Below are 22,838 nucleotides of genomic sequence, written 5' to 3' on the forward strand. Positions count from 1 at the left end.
CACGACAACCAGTGCCACAAACTGGCGCTCTACCAACTGAACTACGTTCACCATATTTTTACGTTTAAGCAATTCAAACTACCTTCTAAAATTAAAAATAAAACGTAATTATATAGGTTTAAAAATTTGATTTGCTTGTTTATTATAAGTTACATATTATAGATTGTCAACTATTCATATATATAAAATATTAATTTTTGAATAAATACTATATCTTGCATCTTTTAAATAGTTACTTTTATCATATAAATATTAATTAATAGAAATAGAAGCTGTTCATAGCAAACATTAAGCACAATATTTTGTACTTAATATCCATTCTGATGCAGCCTCAAGTTTTATATTATTCTTTGTCATGCAGTATGTATTTTAAATATGGATTTCTATTTTCTAAATATGCAATCACTGAATCCATTAATAATCCAACTATTGCTATAACAATAACTATTCCTATTACCCAATCTATTCTATACATGTTCTGAGATGATTTAATTAAAAATCCAAGACCAGAACTCCCTCCCATCATCTCTGCCGCTATTAACATAAATAACGAATAATTAAGGCTCAACTTAACACCACACATAATCTGAGGTAAGGCACCGGGTAACAATATTTTTGTTATAAGCTCCCATTTATTAAGTGCAAAAGATTTTCCATGCTTAATATAAGAATCATCTACATTGAGTATTCCAGTTATTGAATTAAATAATATCGGCCATATACAGGTCCAAGTAATAACTATTATCTGTGTAATTTCCCCAACGCCTAAAATAATTATAATTAAATGATAAACAATAAATGGGTTCATCTGTGAACAAGCATCTAAAACAAGTTCTACTGATTCCTGAATTGGTTTAACTAAAATACTAATCACAATAGCTGCCGGTACTGCAATAAAAATTGCAAGCAAAAATCCCAAAGAAGAGCGATAAAAACTAAGCCCTATATGATATAGAAGTTTTTCTTTTGAAAACAATTCAGTAATTCCAATTATAACTTTTGAAAAGGACGGAATAAGTATAGGATTTAATATTTTAAGCCTGCACAAAAATTCCCAGACAGATAATAAAATTATTATTGTAATATAACCTTTTATATTTAAATTATTTGATTTCATATAGTGCAGCTCCTTTCTTTTAACACTTCAAAATTTAAGGCATTAATTAAATCATCCTTCAACTTACTCTTTAAAAAATTCAATCGGATGCTCTGCTTTATAGGTCGCCCACTTTAATTGCCCTTCTCCTAGAATCAATATTCCTACTAAAACAATAGCTAATATAATGAAAATAAAATTATCTATTTTTTTATATGTTTTATGGTTTTTAAAAAGCGATATTGGTTCTTCCCAAAAAAATATTCCATTTTGCATATATCTAAAAAATCTATTTATAACAACACCTAAGGTTATTATAATTATACAACTTGCATATACTTTGGGTGCATCAAAATAATGATGCGCTCCATTATGAAGAAGATATCCAAGTCCTGAATTAACTCCCATCATTTCTCCAACAATTATAACAAAGAATGTCATTTGAACACTTATTCTAATTCCAGCAAAAATGCTATGTGCAGATGCCTGAATATATACTTTCAATATTAAATCTAATAGTGAAACATCCATAGATTGAACATATTTTATCAAATCTTTGTCAATCTGTTTTATTCCTTGAACTGTTCCAAGTAATATTGGGAATACACCTACCCATATAATTGCTGCGAGTCTTACCATTTCACCTGTTCCAAAAAATGCAATAAATACAGGAATTAAAGAAAATGGATTAACTTTTGCAAAAATTCTGATTAAAGGTTCAAACATTAAATAAATATCATTATATTTGGAAAGAATAGCACCTGCTGTTACTCCTATTAAAACAGATGATAAAAGTCCAAATGTAAATCTCCACAATGTTGACATTATATGCATGTACAAATCTTCATTTACCCATAAATAACTCATTTCTTTTATAGTTGCTGTAAAGCTCGGAAATACCTCGCTATTTATAATTTTTGATCTAGCTATAAACTCCCAAAGTATAATCAAAATAATCAAGCCTGATATTTCTATTAGTTTATCTTTAAACTTTAAAAAAACATGTGTATTTTTTTTCATTATTGCGCTTCAAATTTATGTGTTATAATATCATCTACTTTGATAGTTCCTTTAGGAATTGCTCCTGTATTCTCTAGATCTTCAATCCATGGCTTTATAGTCTGTTCATCAATTTTTGTAGTTTCAGAATAAAAGTGATTTCCTTTTACTTCTGTTCCTATAAATTCACTAGTTAATTTTGCTGTTTCTTCAACATTTGCATTTGCCCATTTTTGAGCTTTAGTCATAGCTCTAACAAATGCTGCTACTTTATCCGGATTTTTTTCTATAAAACTATCTGAGAAATAATATAAATAAACCCCTGTTGCTTCGCCAAGTCCTGCTTCTGATGAATCTGAAATTTGAGTAAGTCCTGCTTCTTGTGCCGCATCAAAAAATGGTGGATGAACACCTATAATATCAACTTGTCCAAGTTTTAAAGCTTCAATTTTTTGAAGATCCGATTCAAATGTAATCCATTCAAATTTATCTCTTGAAACACCTTTAGAATCTGAAATTTTATTAGGGATGAAATCTTCACAAGTATTAGTATAACCAGCAGATTTAAGTTTCTCACTACCTTTATACTTTGTTAAGTCACTCCATGTTTTAACTCCAGCAGCTACTGCATCTTTATTTACATAGAATCTCATATGTCTCAATTTAGGATCCACATCTGGCCCTGGTTCAATGATTGAACGACCTACTGCTTTAATTTTTGATCCCCCATATACCTTAAGAGCTAATGAATTCGGATGTGTATCCGCTACATCATTATCACCGGATAAAATTGAAGGGGTAACTGCATCATTGCTTAGTTCACCAGTGAATACCAATTTTAATCCTTCTTCTTTAAAAAATCCTTTTTTATCTGCCACTAAAAAAGGTGCTAATGTACAATCCTTTCTTGTTGCTGTTTTTATTGGAAACAAATTATCGTCATTAGTGTTATTATCCTTGCTGCCACTAGTTTTTAGAGAATCCGCTGGAGATGAATATTTTGTCTTACCATACTGCGCTCCTACAATAATACCTCCTACAACAAAAACTGCTATTACTACTTGAATAATTCTTTTTACTTTATTATCTTTTTCTTTTGACATTTAATTTACCTTCCTTTCTATACTTTAATTTTCTCCATTAACATATTAAAAAGTTTTTTCTTTCCATACAAATAATTTAGTTTCCAAAGTGGTTAATATTTTATTTATAATTATCCCAAGCACTGCAACAAATATGGTTCCTCCATATAAGTTAGGAAGATTATATTGTGTTTTGGCTATGCTTATAAACCATCCCAATCCAGCTGATGAACTCAACATTTCCGCTGAAATAACTAGTGTAAAAGCTATTTGTGCACTAAATTTAATACCAGTAATAATATCTGGCAATGCAGCTGGCAATATTACTTTAAAAAATTCTGTTTTGGGCGATACTCCCATTGCTCTTGCTGACTTCCTTAATAACAAATCTACACCATCTACTCCTGCTATCGTATGAAAAATAATTGGCCAAATCGAAACCCAAAAGATTATTATAACTTTGCTAAATTCGCCTATTCCAAAAAATAACATAAATAAAGGAAAAAGCGCAAAAGGATTTAGCTTCTCAAAAAATTGTAAAATAGGAGTTACATAGCTTCTTAACTTCTTTGAAATAGCAGCTAATAGAAAACCTATTAATAATCCAGCTACTAAGGCTACAAGAAAACCTAGCATAGCTCGTTTAAATGTCAGCAATGTATGACTCAGCAAATCACCTTTGATTATATTTGTAAGTAATTGGCGAAACACTTTTAATGGTTCAGGAATAATACCAGTATCTAAAATTCCTGTCACAGTTGCTAAATGCCAAATTATAAGGAATAATATTGTTGATAAACTACCAAAAATCAACTTTCCTATTTTAGAAATTACTTTGTTCTTTTCCTTCATACTATCCACCTCCTTATCCGCTTAAATATATTATTCTTCTTTTAAACTATCTTCCCATACAATTATTGATTCTTTTAATTTATCAGTTAATATTGATATTAATGCACCTACTATTGCTATAGTTAAAATTCCAACATATAATTTAGGTATATCATAATTTTTCTGTGAATTAGAAATAATCCATCCGATTCCCGCTTCAGCACCAACCATTTCTGTACCAATAAGCATAGTAAATCCTACTGTTAATGCTGTCTTTATACCAGTAAATATCCTATTTATACTTCCTGGGAGAATAACTTTAAAAAATATTTGTGCTCCATTTGCTCCCATTGATCGTGCTCCTTTAATAAGAATTGGTTCTATCTGATTAATTCCAGCCATAGTAGTAAAAAGTATTGGCCATAATATAACCCAAAAAATAATACTTATCTTTCCAGACTCGCCAATTCCAAATAAAATTATAAACAATGGAATTAATGTAAATGGATTAACCTGAGAAAAATTTGTAAACAGCGGATTAAAAAATTCTGCTACTTTAGGAACCCATCCTCCTAAGATAAACCCTGCAGGCACAGCTACAATTGTAGCTAATATGAATCCAATTGCCATTCTTTGAATACTTATGGAAATATGTATAAATAATTCTCCACTTAGCATCATTTTGAACATTCTTAGCGCTACAGTTGAAAATGCCGGTATAAATTGAGTATCTAATATTCCAGCTCTAGCTGCTAATTCCCATATTAAAAAGAAAATAGCTATAACAATAATATTTATATATCTTTGCTTCATTCTCTCCTTTCCACCTTTCTACATAATATAAAATCATGAAAAAATCTCATCTATGTTTTATTTTTATAAGAATTTTTATGATGTTATTATCTTTGTATCTGTTCCTGTAACAATTGTGTAAAGTCTTTCCAAGAACGTCAATGCCCCTCTATACCCCACATAACTTCGGTCAATAACAATTTCATTAGATACTGGAAGAGCAATTTCCATAATATATCCTTTTAATTCTTTTGCTAAGTCTCTATCCCATGATGTACCGAAAATTATTGGTGATCTTTTCTTGAAATCAGTATTTCTAATTATCTCGTCTATTGTATATCCATCTTCAGCATATTCAACTTCAGTAGATACACCTTCCGAAAGATTTTTAAATTCATCACTTATCTGCTTCCTGTATTTTTCCGGTGGATTATCTGTAATAACCTGTATAGCTGGAACTAAGCCTAACTGGTCTGCCAAAAATCTATTAAGTGCTAAACCATATGTTGAATCACTAATTACTGCATACATTGAGGTTACACTCCATCCATACTCTGCATAGAATTCCGAAAAAGTATCTAAATAATAATAATATCTTTTTTCTTCCTTTTTTATGAAGCTTTCAACTTTTCTCTTATTCTTACCTGAAAATTGCGCTACTTTTCTAAGAAAATCCGATGTTTCCTTTGCTCCTATTGGTACAGTAGAAATATGCAAAAATGGTTGTCCATATTTCTTTTCAAGGTGTTTCGCTATTTCAATTCCAACCCACGGTGAAAGTACAAGATTAAACTGAGCCTTAGGAATGTTCTTCCATTCTTCTACTCCCTTACTCTCTGGACCAAAGAAGACATTAACTTTAAAGCCTGAACCTTCTAATACTCTTTTTATTTCTTCTAAATCTCCACGCCAAAAAGTATTCTGATAAGGTACTTCTGACCATAAGTTAATAAGTTTCTCTTCTTTTTTTCCAGTATAATCACCCACAAATTGATCAATTATAGCTTTTGTAACTATTTCATGACCAATTAAATTATTTCCTTTAAATCCACCTGTATCTGCATGTACAACTGGGAATCCTAAATTTTGAAATTCCTTTACAACTGCACCTATATCATCACCTACTAATTCCCCTATACATCCATTTAATACTACATATAAGTCCGCCTTAACTATAAGTAAAGTCCCTTTAATTAACTCTCTTAACTTTTTTTCTCCACCGAATACAACTTCTTTTTCTGTTGCATTTACAGATGGGATTACAGGACCGGCACTGTATCCACCACCTTGGGCGCCACTACTCATTAATACACCAGACTGTTTTGATGTACACCCTGGACCGCAATGTGTAATTGGCATAGCATGTGGAATTGCTGATACTGATGCAAGTGATCCTATTGCACATCCATAACGCACTTGCTCTATAGAATTTGTTCTCCCTATCTCTTTGACCTTTTTGCTCATCTTTCTTCTTAACTCCTTCTAAATGTCTGCTGCTCTTCTTGATTCAAGTAATTCATTAAATTTCTCATCTAAAAGTTTAGGATTTTTAGCTAATATGTATGGATCAGGTTGTTCTAACCACCAGTCTGTATACTGTATTTCAGCATGTTCTTTCAAAATATTATGAAATTTCTTTTTTGCTAAAATATCTAATATTTTGTTTCCTAAATATATCATTCCTTGATAACCTATTGTTAAACTTTCATCACTTAGAGGTGCAGCTGAAATTCCTAATTTTGATGCAAGTGGTGATAATCCTCCATGTTTTATTAGAATAAAATCTGGGTTAACTCTCTTTAATAAGCTATAAAATTGATATTGTTGTCTATTACTAACACTAAAGTTTTTAACATCTCCATAATTATCAACTAAATGTTTCAATGAATCTTCCTCTGCATTTCCACTATCATATACTGGATCGTGATGAAATACGAGGGAACCATCTACTGATATTCCTAATTCTCTGAGTACTGTAATAAGACCATGAGAATATCCAGAACCAGTTGAAGTAAATCCTTTTACTCCCTTTAATTTCTTTCTTAATTCCTTAATAATAGGTTCAACTCTCTTATGTTCTTTAGCAATATACTTTTCAACTAATTCTTCCCTATGAGTTACTCTTCCTATTTCTCTAAGCCATGCATCAGTTCCCTTAAATCCATAAGGTTGCGGAGCTTTTATCTCCGGTACTCCAAAATGCTGCTCTAAACCAGCTGAAAGATATGAAGATAATGTATAACAGAAACTTACTGTACCTGCTGCTTCTGATAGCCTTTTCAAATCTTCAACACTTGCCAAGTCAACTACAAAATTAACCCTAAGCCCAAGTTCTTTAAACATTGGAGTATATACATCTGATCCCCAAAGAGTAATTATATTAATTAGGTCTTCCTGCTTTCTAGGATTTTTGTTTACTATTTGCCTTAAGATACCGTGTTGCGTTGCATCAAAACCTGTAGTCCAGTGCTTTGACTTAAACCCTTCACAAATCAATGGTACTACTGGAATCCCAAGTTTTTCTTCATATTCAGTTGCTACACTTTCAATGTCTTCCCCAATTATTCCAGTAGCGCATGCTGATACTATAAAGATAGTCTTTGGTTTATATCTCTTATATGCATCTTCGACTGTCTGCTTTAACTTGGCTGTTGCTCCAAAAACCATATCCTCTTCAAGTAAATTTGTACTTATTATTCTCACATTTTCAATTGGAAGATTTCTTGTAGCAAGTCCAAAGCGAAATAATCGATTATTTCCAACTTGTCCAGCTCCACACCCTATTGGAGAATGTTGTATTAATACTGCATCTCTAACCTGTCCCGCCTGACATTCTACCATTTCATCAGAACATCCAGAGCCTTGTGCAAACGGTCCTTCTATTTCACATAACCTGCAGCCACCATTTCTATTACCACACCCTCTTCCTTGATAATCAGATTGTTTTACAAGTTCTTTAGCATTGCCATCCCAAGCTATAATGGTTCCCAATCTTGTTTCACGTTTTTCCACTTCAGCAACATCTAAATTTATTTTTTTCATGTTTCTCTACCTTTCTTAATTTTGCTATTAATTTTAAATTGTATTATAAGAAATTTATTATGAAACAATTCGTTTAATTTTCTAATCAAATTCAATTTAAAGCAATTGCTAGTTTAATTACTTTAACTTGAATCTTTTATAACAATTCAATATTGTGTAAAACGGTAACTAAAGAGAAAACTGGAAGATTTATATTCTATCTTTATTAATAAAATATACATCCTCCAGCTTTCTAGTCAGACACATTATTGTAAGCCACAATATATAGTTATTTCTATAATCAAAAGTTACCTAAAGTATAATTTGTAAACATATTTTTGTATTTTTACAAATTTTGTTTATTCAAGATACTAATTAATCTTAAGCTCCAAGAGCTTGAGACAAATCATAAATTATATCATCAATATGCTCTGTTCCTATTGATAGTCTTATTGTATTTGGTTTAATTCCCTGATCTAATAATTCTTCTTCACTTAATTGTGAATGTGTTGTACTTGCTGGATGTATTACAAGGGATTTAACATCTGCTACATTTGCAAGTAATGAGAATATTTGTAATCTATCTATGAAATCTTGTGCTTCCTTTGCTCCACCTTTAATTTCAAATGTAAATATTGAACCCGCACCATTTGGAAAATACTTTTTATATAAATCATTATATTTACTTTCTGTTAATGATGGGTGATTTACACTTTCAACTTGTGGATGATTCTTTAAGAATTCTACAACTTTTACTGTATTTTCAACATGCCTCTCAACTCTTAATGACAATGTTTCTAAACCTTGTAGTAAAATGAATGCATTAAATGGACTTATACTAGCTCCAGTATCTCTTAATAAAATAGTACGTGCCCTAATTATATACGCTGCTTGTCCAGCCGCTTCTATAAATTTAATTCCATGATAACTTGGATCTGCTTCCGTTAATTGTGGGAATTTTCCTGAACCTATCCAGTCAAATTTTCCCGAATCAACTATTATGCCACCTAATGATGTGCCATGTCCACCTATGAACTTAGTTGCTGAATGTACCACAATATCTGCACCATGCTCTATTGGTCTAAAAAGATATGGTGTTCCAAATGTATTATCTACAATTAATGGAATCTTATATTTATGTGCAATTTCTGCTACTGCATCTACATCTATAACGTTTGAATTTGGGTTTCCAAGTGTTTCTATAAACAATGCTTTTGTATTGTCTTGAATCGCATTTTCAAAATTAGATAAATCGTCTGGATCTACAAATGTTGTTGAAACTCCATATGTAGGCAATGTGTGTGCTAATAAATTATAAGAACCTCCATATATAGTTTTTGCAGCAACTATATGATCTCCTGCATGTGTTATATTTTGAATAGCATAAGTAATTGCTGCTGCTCCCGATGCTACTGCAAGACCTGCTATTCCACCTTCTAGAGCTGCAACACGGCTTTCTAAAACATCTTGTGTAGAATTTGTTACACGTCCGTATATATTACCCGCATCTGCTAGTCCAAATCTTGCGGCTGCATGTGCTGAATTTCTAAATACATACGAAGTTGTTTGATAGATAGGTACTGCTCTTGCATCTGTTGCTGAATCAGGTTTTTCCTGTCCCACATGTAATTGTAATGTTTCGAATTTTAATTTTCTTTCTTGATTGCTCATAATTTTTCCTCCATCTTATATAATTTTTTTGTAATTGATATCTGTCCTAAGTTTCTTAGTAAATATTTTTAGTTTATAGTTGTTCTCCTAATTTACTATTACTTATAGAAATTAAAAAGAGACTAATTTATCTCCTAAAATCTTAGAAAATAAATTTAGTCTCCAGTTTTCTGGTTAACTTTCACAAAATGACAGATAACTCAATTATTCCGATAGGCATTGTAAGAATATGTTTTTATTATATTATTATATTTGCATAACTTTGTCAAGAGATGATTATAAATATTATTTTAAATTCCTGCATATAAATTATTAATTTTTCAACAAATGCTGTATCCTGAATTTTATAAATTCTAATAATTTTAATCATTTTCTGTAATATAATCTTTAAATTATGCTATAATTCCAATATAATTTAAAAGCGAAAAGAAGGTATACTATGGCAAACGAAATATTATTGATAGATAATGTGCATAAATCTATAAAAAATAAAGAAATTGTTAAAGGTATAAGTTTTTCAATAAATGAAGGTGAAGTTTTAGGTTTTCTCGGTCCAAATGGTGCTGGGAAATCAACCACTTTAAGAATGATTGTAGGTCTTTCCTCTCCCACTAGCGGAAAAATCTTAATCGATGGTTATTCCATTACTAAAGATTATGTAAAAGCCATGTCTAAAGTTGGCTGTATTATTGAGGGTCCAGATATGTACAATTATTTAAGCGGGTTAGAAAATTTAAATATGCTGGCTTCAATGAATAAAAATGTTTCTAAAGATGATATTATTAAAGCTATAAAACTCGTAGATATGCAAAATAGAATAAACGACAAGGTTTCCACTTATTCTTTAGGTATGAAGCAAAGGTTAGGACTTGCGCAAGCCCTAATACACAAGCCAAAACTGCTAATATTAGATGAGCCTACAAACGGCCTTGATCCTTCAGGTATTAACGAGTTTAGACATATTATTAAAGACTTGGCAAAAAAAGAAAATATTGCAGTTCTTATTTCAAGTCATTTAATATCTGAGGTTGAATTAATGTGTGATACAGTTGCCATAATAAAAAGTGGTACTTTACTTAAATATTCATCAGTATCTGAACTTGTAAATGATAAGGAAGTCTTCTTTGTGTTAAGTGATAATAGAAAAGGCATGGAAATACTAAAAAACAAGTGGAATATTGATAGCTTACTTAAAGATGATAAAATTGTAGCAAAAATTGATATTTCTAAGCTTGAAGAAATAAATTTATCCTTTATTCAAGAAGGGTTAATGATAAAATTCGTAAATTCTAATCAAAGAACTTTAGAAGATTTATTTTTATCTCTTACTGAAGGAAACATTAATACCAATTAAGGAGGTGGAAATTTTGTTAGTGCTAGTAAAAAATGAAGTAAATAAAATCCTATCAAAAAGAAAAATGTTACTTATTTCTTTTATTATGTTAATTTTAGTTTTTTTATTTGCGTATGGACAAAATTATCAATATAAAAATACCCTAAATAAATATTTAAAATCAACAACAGCTGAAGATGGAGATATACAGTGGCAATCGCTGCAAAAACAACAAATACAAGATTTAAAGAATAGGCTTAATAGGCCTGATACTCCTGAAGCAAGCAAAGCCTCTATTACTATTCAAATTCAGCAAAATCAATATTATTTAGATAATAATATAAATCCAATTACCCCAAGTGCAGCAAAATTTTCAGTAAAATTGATGGAGCAATCTATATCTGTTTTGCTTCCTTTATTAATAATTATTTTAGCTGGTGATATTGTATGTGGAGAATTTTCAGCAAAGACTATTAAAATACTCTTAACAAGAGCTGTTCCAAGATGGAAAATACTACTTAGCAAATATTTAGCACTATTGATCCTATTTTCAATAGTGATTTTAGAGATGGCAATATTATCAATCATAATTTCAGGATTATTTTTTAACAATTTGGGATTTAATGAACCTGTAGCCACAGGCTTTAGCTCTGTTTCAGGAAGCTTAGATGTTTCAAATGTAATTAAAGTAACAGAGTTGCAATACTTAATTCTAGTGTATTCACTTGGATGGTTTGTTTCGATTATAATTGGAACAATTTCGTTTATGATTTCTGTTTTAGTAAGAAATACAGCTACCTCTATTGGAGTAATGATGGCAACATTAATAGGAGGTGGCTTCCTTAGATTATTTTTAGCGGATTGGCCTACAGTAAAATATTTCTTTCCTATTAATCTTAACTTAACACAATATCTTACAGGCTCATATACACCTATAAGTGGTATGTCCCTAACCTTTAGTACTTTAGTTCTTTTAACCTGGGGCATAGGTGCTTTTATTATTAGTTTTCTTGTATTTACAAAACAAGATGTTTTAGTTTAATAGGGAGGTTTTAAAATGCTTAAAAATCTAAAATGGAAATTAATTTTATTTTTATCTATAATTTCTACTATAACCTTAATTGCTGGTTTTGCATCAGCATTATCAATTAGTTCTAAACCTCCTAAAGAAATAATAAATAATAACAAAGATTCTGAAGAAACTAAATCCTCAGAATCAGACCAAAATTATTATAATATATTAGTTCTTGGAGATTCTCTAGCAAAAGGAACTGGAGATGAAAAAGGTCTTGGTTTTCCAGGATACTTCTCAAATTATTGGAAGAATAAAACTTCAAAAGAAATTAAGATAAATAACCTCGGGATAAACGGAGATGTATCTAGTGGGCTTTTAAGGGTAGTTCAAGAATCACAAACAGCATCAGATATTAAAAATTCAGATATAATTTTTATATCTATAGGAGCTAATGAAATAAGCAAACTTAAAAATATGGATATAGCTTCATCAACAACCAAAATAAAGGAAATTGAGGATACTTATTTAACTAACTTAAAATCTATATTTAAAATAATTAGGACTAACAATTCATCATCTATGGTAATTTTCATTGGATTATATAATCCTTTTGGAAAAAATCTTGCATCTGATAAAGTAAGTATTTTAAACGAATGGAATTATGCAAGCCAACAGCTTGTGTCACTGGATTCAAATGCTCTTTTTATTCCAACTTACGACCTATTTAAATATAATACGGATAATTACTTAGCTGCAGATGATTTTCATCCAAACAGTACTGGATATGAAGCTATTTCTAATAGAGTAATTGAAGCTTTAAAGAATTATAAGTAATAATTAACTTAATCTGAATTCCATTTATTTTTCTAATGAATAATTAAAAATGGGGATAGCTGACTAACTATCCCCTAAAATTACATATTAACTTAACTTTGTTGCAACTCCGTTACTGTCAAATCTATATCCATACAAATCAATATCGTGAATCATTGAGCCATCTGAATACAAACAATAATCCTTGCCATTATATTTTATCCATCCAGTTTGCATTGCTCCGCTTGAATTAAAGTAATACCATTTACCATCTATCTGCTGCCATCCCGTCTTCATGGAACCATCATTGGAATCTCCGAGATAATACCATTTATTATCTTGCAACAACCATCCAGATTTCATAGACCCATCATCCGAACGACCTAAATAATACCAGTTACTGCCGCTTTTCTTCCAATCATAAAGCATCCAGCCTTCTGAATCAAATAAATACCATTTGCCATTTATTTTTTCCCATCCATTAGTTGTATAACTTCCATCAATATGCCTGTACCACCACTTACCATCTTTTAAAATCCACTCACCTGGTTTTGTTGCATTGTCAAGTAATGCACCTTCAGTAAATGAGTCAACATCGCATCCTTCGCTTATTCCGCTAATTGAACCACTTTCTGTATATTGATGTCCTACTCTATTTGTAAAAAATGTCTCTGATAAATTCCATGGATCATTATTATAATTTGCTTCCCAAAAAGGCATATTCTTTATAGTTGCTTCAGCGTCACTTAAATTATCTATAAAACTAGTATAGGTATATATACCTAATGTTAATGAACTTAACTTATTGAATGCAGTGATAAATCTAATGACATAGTCTGAAAGCCCACTAAAATTTGTCTCTACGTCCATCATAGGAACTAAATCCCATTCATAATCTTTTATTTTATTATAAAAATTCTGAGCTTGTGTTTCTGGGGTGCTTGCCCCAACTAAAAAGTGATAAGCCCCAACCTTTAATCCATTATTTTTACTATCGCTATAGAATTTCTCCATAGTACTATCTTTAAAAGTTGCTCCTTCTGTTGCTTTTACATATACATACTTAACACCATCAGCTGCTACTTTACTAAAATCTATACTTCCATTATTATTTGAAACATCTATTCCTTTAATATATGACATATTCTCAGTCCTTTCAACTTTATTATTTATTAAAAGTAACCTTGTCTGTCGTTCATTTTTCCTTATTTTAATGTTTTGCTATCTGCATTTGTTACGATTTGATCACTTATACCTGTTGTACTAGTATCCACAACTATCCCTAACATTGTTAATATAGTTAGGACGGTATTAATAATTTCTGAATAATTACTAGGAATAATATTTAATCCTAGTTGTTGAACTAATAATGCTATTGCACTAGCCATGGCAACCCAAAAAGCTTTATTACTTAGCCTTGCTTTTAAGTCTATACCTAACATTACTTATTCACCTCTCTTCTTTCGTAATACATAATATGAAAAAGTAATAGTAGTGGCTACACAAAATTAAGCTTACCTAACATTTGCCGCAAATCAATTACATATTATAACTATTATGGTAAGATTATATTATCTAATAATTAGGGGGAGGAATATAAATTGGTAAAAATTAAATTAATTAAAGGAATAACTTACTCATTAATTACAACTTCATTATTAATGATTAATCCAATCGGTGCAAATGCTTCATGGAAACAAAATAATATAGGCTGGTGGTATACAAATGATAATTCGTGGGTTACAGGATGGAATAAAATTAATGGAAAATGGTATTATTTTTACTCTGATGGCTATATGGCAAATAACACATCAATCGATGGTTATATATTAGATTCCAATGGTGCTTGGATTAACAATGAACCTACAGCATCAAATACCTCTTCCAATGAAAAAATTGTTGATATTACTGTTGGAACTGCTCAAGAATTTGTAAATGCCATAGGTTCTAATAAAAGGATTATATTAAAACCAGGAGTATATAATCTGTCAGATATTAACCAAATTAACAATTCAGATAATTCAGTATCCTGGGTAACTGTGGAAGATGGAAAAGAATTAAATATTAAAGGTATTCACAATCTTACTATTGAAGGTATGGATTCTGGAAAAGTTGAAATAAAGGTTTCTCCACGTTACGCTAACATAGTGAATTTTACTAATGTCAACAATATCACTATAAAAAATATTGTTGCTGGTCATACACCTTCACCTTATGAATGTAATGCAGGAGTACTAAAGTTTACTGCCAGCAATGATATATCAATAATTAATTCGGAACTATATGGATGTGGAAGTATAGGAATAAACCTATATAGTGTAAAAAATCTTGAAGTATCAAACAGTACAATCGATCATTGTTCTTTGAGAGCAGTGCAGATTAGCAATTCTGAAGCTATTAAGTTTACAGAAAGCAAGCTAGTTAATCACGAAGCTTTTAGCAATATAATTATGGTAAACAGCTCAAAAAATATTGTATTTGAAAAATGCGAAATGACTAATAACAACAACTTTGGCTGGAGTTATATTGAAGCATTGGATAAATCAAATATATTACTAGATAAGTGTGTAATAAAAAATAACTCTCAAGCAGTAAATTCAGATATGAAATTTGATAAAACCTATTTCTTTAATACTGTAGATTATACCGGAATCAGTAATAGTACAATAACAATAAAAGATTCATATATCAGTAATAATAAATGTGATTATTTTACTGATAATAAAGAAAGTATAAAATTCGAAAATTGCACTATTAATAATAATGATTGGAAATAAAATAATAATTAGCCCTAGGCTTAAAATAGTCTAGGGCTTAATAATAATATAGCAACATTATGAAACATCTAAAATTTCACAGCTGTGCTTTCTATTTAACTTCAAAATTTCTAGTTGCTTTTACTATGGATCCTTTATCATCAATTTCAGCAAATATTAATACATTTACACATGCAATAGATACAATTCCTTGTGTCTTATCTTTACTATTTATCAATGTATAATATCTATATCCAGAATCCTTAATTTTATCTTTGTAAAAATTACTTAAGGATTCATCTGTTATTTTATCAGGATTATATGTCACGCTACATCTTTGACCTATTTCTTCTCCGGAACTATTATAAGCTTTATCTTCTTTTATTTCCTTCATATTTATTCCTGCATATTTAACACTATCATTATAAGCATTTAAAATTCCCTTTGTAAAACTACTATATCCTACTAATGAAAATAATATCAATAAAGAAATTAGACTAATAATTATCTTTTTCATACGCCGCCCCCTAGTTATTAATAAGATAATTGTATAGTATTTAATTATTTTGTCAATTGACCTACAAATAATTTCGACTATCTCCCCATAGATTTTTCCCGCTAACTAGAGATAACAACATAAATTAAACAATTAACTTATATGTTTTTAATTAATAATTATTATTGACTAATAACCAGAATTGAATTATAATAATTACAAAGATTAATTTCTCATTTTTCGAAATTAATTCCAGATTGATTCTCACCAGTAAATCTATCACTTTCTTAAAATACCTAAATTGCCTAAGTTTATTATTCTAATCTTTTTAGATATAAAATAGTATATAAAGGTATGAGTGATTTTAATTCAAATAAACTACTGGTTATAAATACAATAGTAAAAAGGGTGTGGTAATATGAGTTCAAAAGAAATCTTTGAAGAAAGAAGATCTATTAATTTCTTTGATCCAGAAAAAAATTTAGATGATGCGCTATTAAAAGATATTATAAATCTTGCTGTATTAGCGCCATCAGCTTTTAATCTTCAACCTTGGGAGATAATAGCTGTTAAATCAAAAGAAGCAAAAGAAAAATTGTACAAGCTTTCGAGTAATCAGCCAAAGGTTCTTGAAGCTCCAGTAACATTAATCATCGTTGGAGATAAGAATGGATATGATACATCAAATCCTATATGGGATGTTTTTCTTAAAATGTTTAATGGTGATAAAGAAAAACTAGCTAATACTCAAGGTTATGCTTATAGTTTATATGGTACATCTGAGGAAAGAAAAATAAAATTTGCAGAAAGTAATGCAGCTCTTTTGGCTATGTCAATTATGTATGCTGCAAAAGCCTTTGGAGTAGACTCGCATCCTATGAGTGGCATTGATTTTGATGGAATAAAAGAAGAGTTTGGCCTTGATGATAATAAAACAATTGTAATGACTATTGCACTTGGTTATTTAGACGAAAATAAAACTCTTTATCCAAGAGCATATAGAAAAAAATATGAAGAAATAGTTAAAGAAGTATAATTTATTTTAGGGAGGTAATGTAAAATGACTGAAGTAAAACAAGTTTATAAATGTGAAATTTGTGGTAACATCGTAGAGGTTCTGCATAGTGCTGGAGGTACATTAACATGCTGTAATCAACCAATGAAGCTTAAAGCAGAAAATACTACTGATGGAGCTACTGAAAAACATATTCCTGTAATTGAAAAGGTTGAAGGCGGAGTTTTAGTTAAAGTTGGATCTATAGAACATCCTATGCTTGATAATCACTATATTGAATGGATTGAAGTTCACACTGAAAATAAAGTGTATAGAAAATATTTAAAGCCAGGAGAAAAACCAGAAGCTTTCTTTAAAGTTGACGAAGAAGTTCTATTTGCAAGAGAATATTGTAATTTACATGGCTTATGGACTGAAAAGAATTCTTAATATAAGTATAATAAAGCAGGGAATCTTATAATGAAAGATTCCCTGCTTTAGTGTAATTATTTGGCTATTGATTAATTAATTTTATGAAGTTTTTATTTTTCATTAATATTGAAATATATATACTAGAAACCGTAAAGAATATGTTTATAACTGGTATCATGCAAACAATTAGTAAAGTTAATAACTGTTTCCACTTTTCTTTATTGCCTATAAGGTTTAAATTATTTTTATTTATAAATATTCTGAACAAAAATAATATTAAGGCCAAGAAACTTAATCTTACGGATATTGAATATATATATAACATAACATTCACCTCTTTTAATTGTAAACTTTATCCATACTAATCTCTATTCTTATTTTATAATATTCTAACACAACAATCTACATAATATTATCTGCTTTTTTCCTGCGTTTAAGACATTCTTGTATTTTTCTAGCTAATGATTGGTAGAAAAATTCAATTTTTATGCAAATAATTTTAAGAAATTAAATATAACACTATCATAAATTGAAATATGTAATTTTACTTTCTTGACATTAGCTGATATATAATTTGGAATAAAAAAAAGAATGATTTACTAGGGTGAAATAAATCATTCAAAATTTCTGGTTAGTAACTATATTTAAAAAGGGGTAAATAATGTTTTAACTTCTTTACAATACTTATATTACACTAGAATTATGTCAATCATATGTCATTATATTATTTTTTCAAATTAATTGCTAAGTAATGTTTCTATTTGACTATCTAATTCGTCTTTGCTTATTTCACCAGTATGATCTTCCACTATAAATCCATTTTTATCAATAAATAAAGTTCTTGGTATAGATAAAATATTATAATTAATTGCAGCCATACTATCATTATCAAATAATACTTTCATATTATAGCTATTGTCTTTTAAAAACTTTTTAGCAGTATCCATTGTTTCTCTTTGCCCATCAGTTAAATTTACCATCAATACTACTAATTTATCTTGATTGTATTTGCTTGAAGCTTCGTTAAAAGCAGGCATCTCTTCTCTACAAGGCGGACACCAGCTTGCCCAAAAATTTACCACGACTGGTTTGCCTATATAATCTGACAACTTCACTTTCTTAAGATTTTCATCATCTACAACAAAATCTTTTTCCATGCTTTTTTCTTGCTTTATTAAATTCTTGAAATCTTTATTTTGAGTAATTTCAGTTTTACTTTTTATATTTTTCCCATTATATTTTGAGTTCAAATAACCATATCCAAAATAAGAAATTGTCAAAAATCCTGCAAAACCTATTGCTGCTGTTGCTAACGCTAATTTTTTATTCTTCATAAAATCCTCCTAAAATGTCAACAAAGAAAGTACTTTATTTAAGAAACCTGTCATAATACAAATACCTATAAGCACTAGAATTGCTCCAGATATTATATTGATAATTTTATAATTTCTTTTTATAAAATTAAAGGTCTCTTTTATCTTATCTATTAAAATAGCGCATACTATGAATGGAATTCCAAGTCCAATACTATAAACTAAAAGCATAATAGTTCCCTTTATAATATCCTTTGAATTAACTGCAATCATTAAAGCTGCTCCTAAAAATGTACCTACACATGGTGTCCATCCTATTGCAAAAATCATTCCAAATAAAATGGAAGATATGAACTTGAAGTTTTTTATTTCTACATTAAGCTTTAAACTTCTTTCTAAAATTGAAATTTTAAATATCCCTATATAATTAAGGCCAAATATCACTATAATTAAACCACTTATAATATTAATAATAGTACTCTCATGTTTTATAAAATTTCCAAAGGTGCCCGCTAAGGTTCCTAATAGCGTGAAGATTATTGTAAAACCTAATACGAATCCTAAAGAATTAATTATTGAATTATACCTGCTTTTGCTTCCACTTTCTCCTGCAAAATACGATATATAAAGCGGCAGCATAGGTAAAATACATGGTGATATGAAGGTTATTATTCCCTCTAAAAATAATAGAAAATACTCCATTTTATACTCCTTAAATACCAGCTAAAGATGATTTTTATTTTTGTTCCAAAATATATACCGTTAGATATTTATTATAAACGATTTTTTCCTATTTTTCAGTGATTAAATCACAAATATGGCACCTAATAGAATTAACTTACAACTTTTAATTTTTAACTAGCCTTATTTTCCTTTGGTCTGATTAAGTAACGTTGATATTCCAGACTGCTCCCATACATCCACTTGACTAACAGCCTCTTCTGGAGTTCTCCCCTGTCCTATAAGCACACCAGCTAAAATATATTTTTGAAATAAATGTTCTAAATTAACCCCTGCGTTAGCTTCTTCTAATGCATCATTTACTGCTGGAGTAATATATCTTACCCAATCATTAGGACTAAACTCATACGTTGCCTCTATTTCAGTTCTAGTTAACTGCTTATTACTTCCTCCAACCACCCCAACCTTTGGAAGATTTTTAAGGATCTTATCCATTCCATGACATGAGTTAAATTCCTCAGTTAAATCTTTACCCGCTACAAGACCAAAATGTGCACCTCCAGCCCAAGCTGCTTCATTGCTCAAATCATAAATTATGCCTTTAACTGCAGCATAAGCTGGTTTTCCATAGTGTCCATTATATTGTGCCAATTCCTCTAATGTAAATAGTTTCTGTTCCCTATAATAATCATCTCCTATAAGACTTTTAATTGTTTCAAAATCAAAATAAATTGACATATATACCTCTAAAATATTTTTATCAATTAATTGTATTATTATTGTTATTCAAAAATGTTACTTAATTTTTTCTCTTTGAATTATATTTAACGAATTATAAATTTATAAATAATCATACCTGCTGCCGCTGCTAAAATTGAAGAGATCATAATACTTATTTTGACTATTGATAAAACACCAGCATCTGAAAATGATAAAGATGAAACAAATAGTGACATAGTGAATCCAATTCCTCCAAGAACACTAGCTCCATACAGATGCCTTTTAGTCACTTTAGAAGGAAGCTTAGCAACTTTCAATTTTACTAAGATATATGAAACTCCAAATATGCCTATTTGCTTACCAATAAAGAGACCAAATATTATCCCTAAGCTGACAGGAGTAAAAAAACTTCTCTGCAAGCTACTAAAGTCAATGGTTATACCTGAATTCGCAAGTGCAAACATTGGCATAATTACAAAAGATGACCATGGTGATAATGCATGCTCAAATTTATGCAGCATTGATTTTTTAGACTCATTCGCGTCTTTCCCAAGAGGCAAAACCATTCCTAAGAGCACTCCAGCTACTGTTGCATGTATACCTGATTTTAATATGCAAATCCATAAAAATATACCGCCAATGATATAAGCAGATTTAAATTTAACTTTAAATTTATTAGCTAATATTAGAAGAATAAAAATAACTACCCCAACTATAAGTGCGCTAAATGAAATTTGACTAGTATAAAATATAGCAATTACTATAATAGCTCCCAAATCATCAACTATAGCTAAGGCTGTAAGAAATATTACTATTCCCTTAGGTGCATTTTTTCCTACTAATGAAAGTATTCCTAAAGCAAATGCAATATCCGTTGCCATTGGAATTCCCCATCCGCCTACAGTAGGTTGATTATAATTAGATATTAAATAAATGACTGCTGGCATAACCATGCCTCCAATTGCCGCCGATATAGGAAGTATGGCCTTTTTTATAGATTTAAGTTCACCTATAACCAATTCACGCTTTATTTCCATACCTACCACAAGAAAGAATATTGCCATAAGCCCATCGTTAATCCAATGAAGAATTGACATAGATAGAGAAAAATCTTTATACCCAATTGTTATATTCTTATGAAGCAGATGCTCGTATGCTCCAGCAATGCTTGAATTGGCAATGATCATTGCAATAATAGCACAAAATATTAATACTAAACCACTACTGGATTCATCTTTAAAAAAGTATGAAAGTTGATTAAATACTTTGATTTTAAATTTTTTATTCATATCTCATATCCTTTCCATAAATTAATTATTTCCAAAAATATCATTAAAATAATTCAATAAAAAAGGAGTGGGAATACTCAAAAAGAGTTTCCCACCCCAGAAACTAAAATTGCTTGAAAGCAAACAATAAAATTTGCCCAACCGAATCTAGATATATTCATTTATTCTTCACTAATAATTATATTATATAATTTATAAATATTCAAATTAAATATAAGTTTTACCTTATAGATACGTATTTACTTTATTTTTTATATTTTCTTTAGGCATAAAACCAGCTAAATTTTCTACTGGAACTCCATCCTTGAATATAATCATAGTTGGAACTGCAGCTATTCTATATTTTTGAGCTATTTTACTATTTTGATCTACATCTAATTTAAAAAATTTAGCTTTGTCCTTCAGTTCACTACTAACACCTTCAAATACTGGAGCTAACATTTTACATGGTCCACACCAAGTTGCAAAAAAGTCTACAACTACAACTCCCCTAGTATTTTCAACTTCTTCTATAAATTCGCTACTATTTATTATCTTAGCCATATTAAAATCCTCCAAATTATAATTAAATTATTTATGTTTTAATTATAATTTTATATTATCTTTATATCTGTGACTTAATCACATTAATAGGTCTATGCAAGACTATATTCTTTTTTCCATTAAAGTCTTCCTATTTGTAAATTCTAAATAAATATTTGCGGAGTTCTTTTAATCTTATTTTTTTCTCTTAACATTTTAGATACAATAAACTTTGGCCTATATATAATTTTCCTTGCATTCTTAGAACACTTTTTTACACAACAAAAACATCGAATACATTTTTCATTATCTATATTCAACGTGTCTTTATTAATTGCATTCATTGGACATAATTTCACACATGCACCACAATGATTGCAAATATTCATATCTGCAGATGGTGTTTTGGTAAATATCCTAGCACTATTTTTAGGTAAAACTTTAGCCATTAATGGTAGTTTTCCTTTTGGGATATATAATCTTACATCATCTATGTTTTCAAGTTTTTTCATTTTCTCTATTATATTTCTTCCAAACGATTCTGCTGTCATTAAATCATAGTAATCAGGACGCCCTTCTTGGACTGGTGCTTCTTTTGTAGAAAATGAATGTTCTCCAATAAATGAGGCCGCTGCTACTACTTTAAAACCTGAATTAATAGCCATTGTATTAAGTTCATTTAAAGCTATACCTTCGCCAAAATTACCGTAAACTGCAACAAGTACAACTGTTTTTCCATTCCCTTTTAGGTTAATTAAGAATTCACTCAACATTTCTGGAACTTTCTCCTCATAAACTGGTACACCTATTAGAACTATATCACTATCTATAACTGGGTTAAGGTTACTTCGTACATTCAAATTCGTTAAGTTAATTATTGTATTATTAACTTTGCCCATGCCTTTTGTAATGGAATTTATAACCTTTTTGGTTGTTCCTGTCGGTGAAAAATATATACTTGTAACAGAACTAATTATCATAT

23 protein-coding genes and 1 other annotated feature are annotated in these 22,838 nt (G+C 29.7%); of the genes, 6 read left to right on the forward strand and 17 right to left on the reverse strand.

The features are described 5' to 3' along the window. Positions 1 to 343: 343 nt before the first annotated feature. The 8 genes from COL3_RS17565 to COL3_RS17600 all read right to left on the reverse strand — a co-directional run bounded on the left by COL3_RS17565 (position 344) and on the right by COL3_RS17600 (position 9,492). A complete protein-coding gene (locus COL3_RS17565; RefSeq protein WP_008427680.1) occupies positions 344 to 1,117 on the reverse strand; it encodes an ABC transporter permease in 774 nt (257 codons plus the stop codon). Between the two features lie 63 nt (positions 1,118 to 1,180). Beyond that, complete coding sequence (locus tag COL3_RS17570) at positions 1,181 to 2,116, reverse strand: ABC transporter permease subunit (RefSeq protein WP_008427679.1); 936 nt, start codon at positions 2,114 to 2,116, stop codon at positions 1,181 to 1,183. Then, positions 2,116 to 3,198, reverse strand: a complete 1,083-nt coding sequence (locus COL3_RS17575; protein WP_008427677.1) for an ABC transporter substrate-binding protein — start codon at positions 3,196 to 3,198, stop codon at positions 2,116 to 2,118. The genes COL3_RS17570 and COL3_RS17575 overlap by 1 nt, the downstream gene beginning before the upstream one ends. 45 nt (positions 3,199 to 3,243) lie before the next feature. Beyond that, positions 3,244 to 4,029, reverse strand: a complete 786-nt coding sequence (locus COL3_RS17580; RefSeq protein WP_008427676.1) for an ABC transporter permease — start codon at positions 4,027 to 4,029, stop codon at positions 3,244 to 3,246. A gap of 30 nt (positions 4,030 to 4,059) precedes the next feature. After that, positions 4,060 to 4,821: an ABC transporter permease gene (locus COL3_RS17585; protein ID WP_008427674.1), complete on the reverse strand. Its 762-nt coding sequence runs from the start codon at positions 4,819 to 4,821 to the stop codon at positions 4,060 to 4,062. Positions 4,822 to 4,896: 75 nt separating this feature from the next. After that, on the reverse strand, positions 4,897 to 6,264 hold the full coding sequence (locus COL3_RS17590; protein WP_008427672.1) for a nitrogenase component 1: 1,368 nt from the start codon (positions 6,262 to 6,264) through the stop codon (positions 4,897 to 4,899). An 18-nt stretch (positions 6,265 to 6,282) separates the two neighbouring features. Further along, the gene (locus COL3_RS17595; RefSeq protein WP_008427670.1) at positions 6,283 to 7,842 is read right to left on the reverse strand and encodes a nitrogenase component 1; all 1,560 of its coding nucleotides are present in this window, start codon (positions 7,840 to 7,842) and stop codon (positions 6,283 to 6,285) included. 360 nt (positions 7,843 to 8,202) lie between these two features. Then, positions 8,203 to 9,492 carry an O-acetylhomoserine aminocarboxypropyltransferase/cysteine synthase family protein gene (locus COL3_RS17600; protein WP_008427669.1) on the reverse strand — a complete coding sequence of 430 codons (1,290 nt, stop codon included), beginning with the start codon at positions 9,490 to 9,492 and terminating at the stop codon, positions 8,203 to 8,205. A 439-nt stretch (positions 9,493 to 9,931) separates the two neighbouring features. Here COL3_RS17600 and COL3_RS17605 point away from each other — a divergent pair, with 439 nt between their 5' ends. The 3 genes from COL3_RS17605 to COL3_RS17615 are packed head-to-tail and all read left to right on the forward strand — an operon-like array spanning position 9,932 to position 12,674. Further along, a complete protein-coding gene (locus COL3_RS17605; protein WP_008427667.1) occupies positions 9,932 to 10,846 on the forward strand; it encodes an ABC transporter ATP-binding protein in 915 nt (304 codons plus the stop codon). A gap of 13 nt (positions 10,847 to 10,859) precedes the next feature. Next, positions 10,860 to 11,867 carry an ABC transporter permease gene (locus COL3_RS17610; protein ID WP_008427665.1) on the forward strand — a complete coding sequence of 336 codons (1,008 nt, stop codon included), beginning with the start codon at positions 10,860 to 10,862 and terminating at the stop codon, positions 11,865 to 11,867. Positions 11,868 to 11,882: 15 nt separating this feature from the next. Continuing rightward, the gene (locus tag COL3_RS17615; RefSeq protein WP_008427664.1) at positions 11,883 to 12,674 is read left to right on the forward strand and encodes an SGNH/GDSL hydrolase family protein; all 792 of its coding nucleotides are present in this window, start codon (positions 11,883 to 11,885) and stop codon (positions 12,672 to 12,674) included. An 87-nt stretch (positions 12,675 to 12,761) separates the two neighbouring features. Here COL3_RS17615 and COL3_RS17620 read toward each other — a convergent pair whose 3' ends face one another. Together COL3_RS17620 and COL3_RS17625 are read right to left on the reverse strand one after the other, a co-directional pair. After that, a complete protein-coding gene (locus COL3_RS17620) occupies positions 12,762 to 13,796 on the reverse strand; it encodes a GH25 family lysozyme (RefSeq protein WP_008427663.1) in 1,035 nt (344 codons plus the stop codon). Between the two features lie 62 nt (positions 13,797 to 13,858). Then, positions 13,859 to 14,095, reverse strand: coding sequence for a phage holin (locus COL3_RS17625; protein WP_008427662.1), 237 nt, complete (start codon positions 14,093 to 14,095; stop codon positions 13,859 to 13,861). A gap of 159 nt (positions 14,096 to 14,254) precedes the next feature. On the opposite strand from COL3_RS17625, the gene COL3_RS17630 reads away from it, so the two are divergent. Next, positions 14,255 to 15,430 (forward strand): right-handed parallel beta-helix repeat-containing protein, encoded by a 1,176-nt coding sequence (locus tag COL3_RS17630; RefSeq protein WP_008427661.1) that lies wholly within the window; start codon positions 14,255 to 14,257, stop codon positions 15,428 to 15,430. Between the two features lie 91 nt (positions 15,431 to 15,521). Here the strand turns inward: COL3_RS17630 and COL3_RS17635 are convergent, their stop codons facing one another. After that, positions 15,522 to 15,926 (reverse strand): hypothetical protein, encoded by a 405-nt coding sequence (locus tag COL3_RS17635; RefSeq protein ID WP_008427660.1) that lies wholly within the window; start codon positions 15,924 to 15,926, stop codon positions 15,522 to 15,524. Positions 15,927 to 16,323: 397 nt separating this feature from the next. Between COL3_RS17635 and COL3_RS17640 the strand changes: the two genes are divergently transcribed. Then, positions 16,324 to 16,941, forward strand: a complete 618-nt coding sequence (locus COL3_RS17640) for a nitroreductase family protein (RefSeq protein ID WP_008427659.1) — start codon at positions 16,324 to 16,326, stop codon at positions 16,939 to 16,941. Between the two features lie 24 nt (positions 16,942 to 16,965). After that, a complete protein-coding gene (locus COL3_RS17645) occupies positions 16,966 to 17,349 on the forward strand; it encodes a desulfoferrodoxin (protein WP_008427658.1) in 384 nt (127 codons plus the stop codon). A 719-nt stretch (positions 17,350 to 18,068) separates the two neighbouring features. Here the strand turns inward: COL3_RS17645 and COL3_RS17655 are convergent. From COL3_RS17655 to COL3_RS17680, 6 genes are all read right to left on the reverse strand, one after another. Next, a complete protein-coding gene (locus COL3_RS17655) occupies positions 18,069 to 18,665 on the reverse strand; it encodes a TlpA disulfide reductase family protein (protein ID WP_008427655.1) in 597 nt (198 codons plus the stop codon). A 9-nt stretch (positions 18,666 to 18,674) separates the two neighbouring features. Next, positions 18,675 to 19,346 (reverse strand): cytochrome c biogenesis protein CcdA, encoded by a 672-nt coding sequence (locus tag COL3_RS17660; RefSeq protein ID WP_008427654.1) that lies wholly within the window; start codon positions 19,344 to 19,346, stop codon positions 18,675 to 18,677. A gap of 162 nt (positions 19,347 to 19,508) precedes the next feature. Further along, positions 19,509 to 20,063: a cytochrome b5 domain-containing protein gene (locus COL3_RS17665; protein WP_008427653.1), complete on the reverse strand. Its 555-nt coding sequence runs from the start codon at positions 20,061 to 20,063 to the stop codon at positions 19,509 to 19,511. An 86-nt stretch (positions 20,064 to 20,149) separates the two neighbouring features. Further along, complete coding sequence (gene nhaA / locus COL3_RS17670) at positions 20,150 to 21,334, reverse strand: Na+/H+ antiporter NhaA (RefSeq protein WP_008427652.1); 1,185 nt, start codon at positions 21,332 to 21,334, stop codon at positions 20,150 to 20,152. Positions 21,335 to 21,419: 85 nt separating this feature from the next. Next, positions 21,420 to 21,477: a sequence feature (sodium ion sensor (DUF1646 type); this cis-regulatory element may regulate processes involved in with the transportation of sodium ions), on the reverse strand. An 82-nt stretch (positions 21,478 to 21,559) separates the two neighbouring features. Beyond that, positions 21,560 to 21,877, reverse strand: a complete 318-nt coding sequence (trxA, locus tag COL3_RS17675) for a thioredoxin (RefSeq protein ID WP_008427651.1) — start codon at positions 21,875 to 21,877, stop codon at positions 21,560 to 21,562. Between the two features lie 143 nt (positions 21,878 to 22,020). Next, positions 22,021 to 22,836, reverse strand: a complete 816-nt coding sequence (locus COL3_RS17680; protein ID WP_008427650.1) for an EFR1 family ferrodoxin — start codon at positions 22,834 to 22,836, stop codon at positions 22,021 to 22,023. Between the last annotated feature and the right edge of the window lie 2 nt (positions 22,837 to 22,838).

The sequence above is a fragment of the Clostridium sp. LS genome (assembly GCF_002760435.1).
In the GTDB taxonomy this organism is placed as follows: domain Bacteria; phylum Bacillota; class Clostridia; order Clostridiales; family Clostridiaceae; genus Clostridium.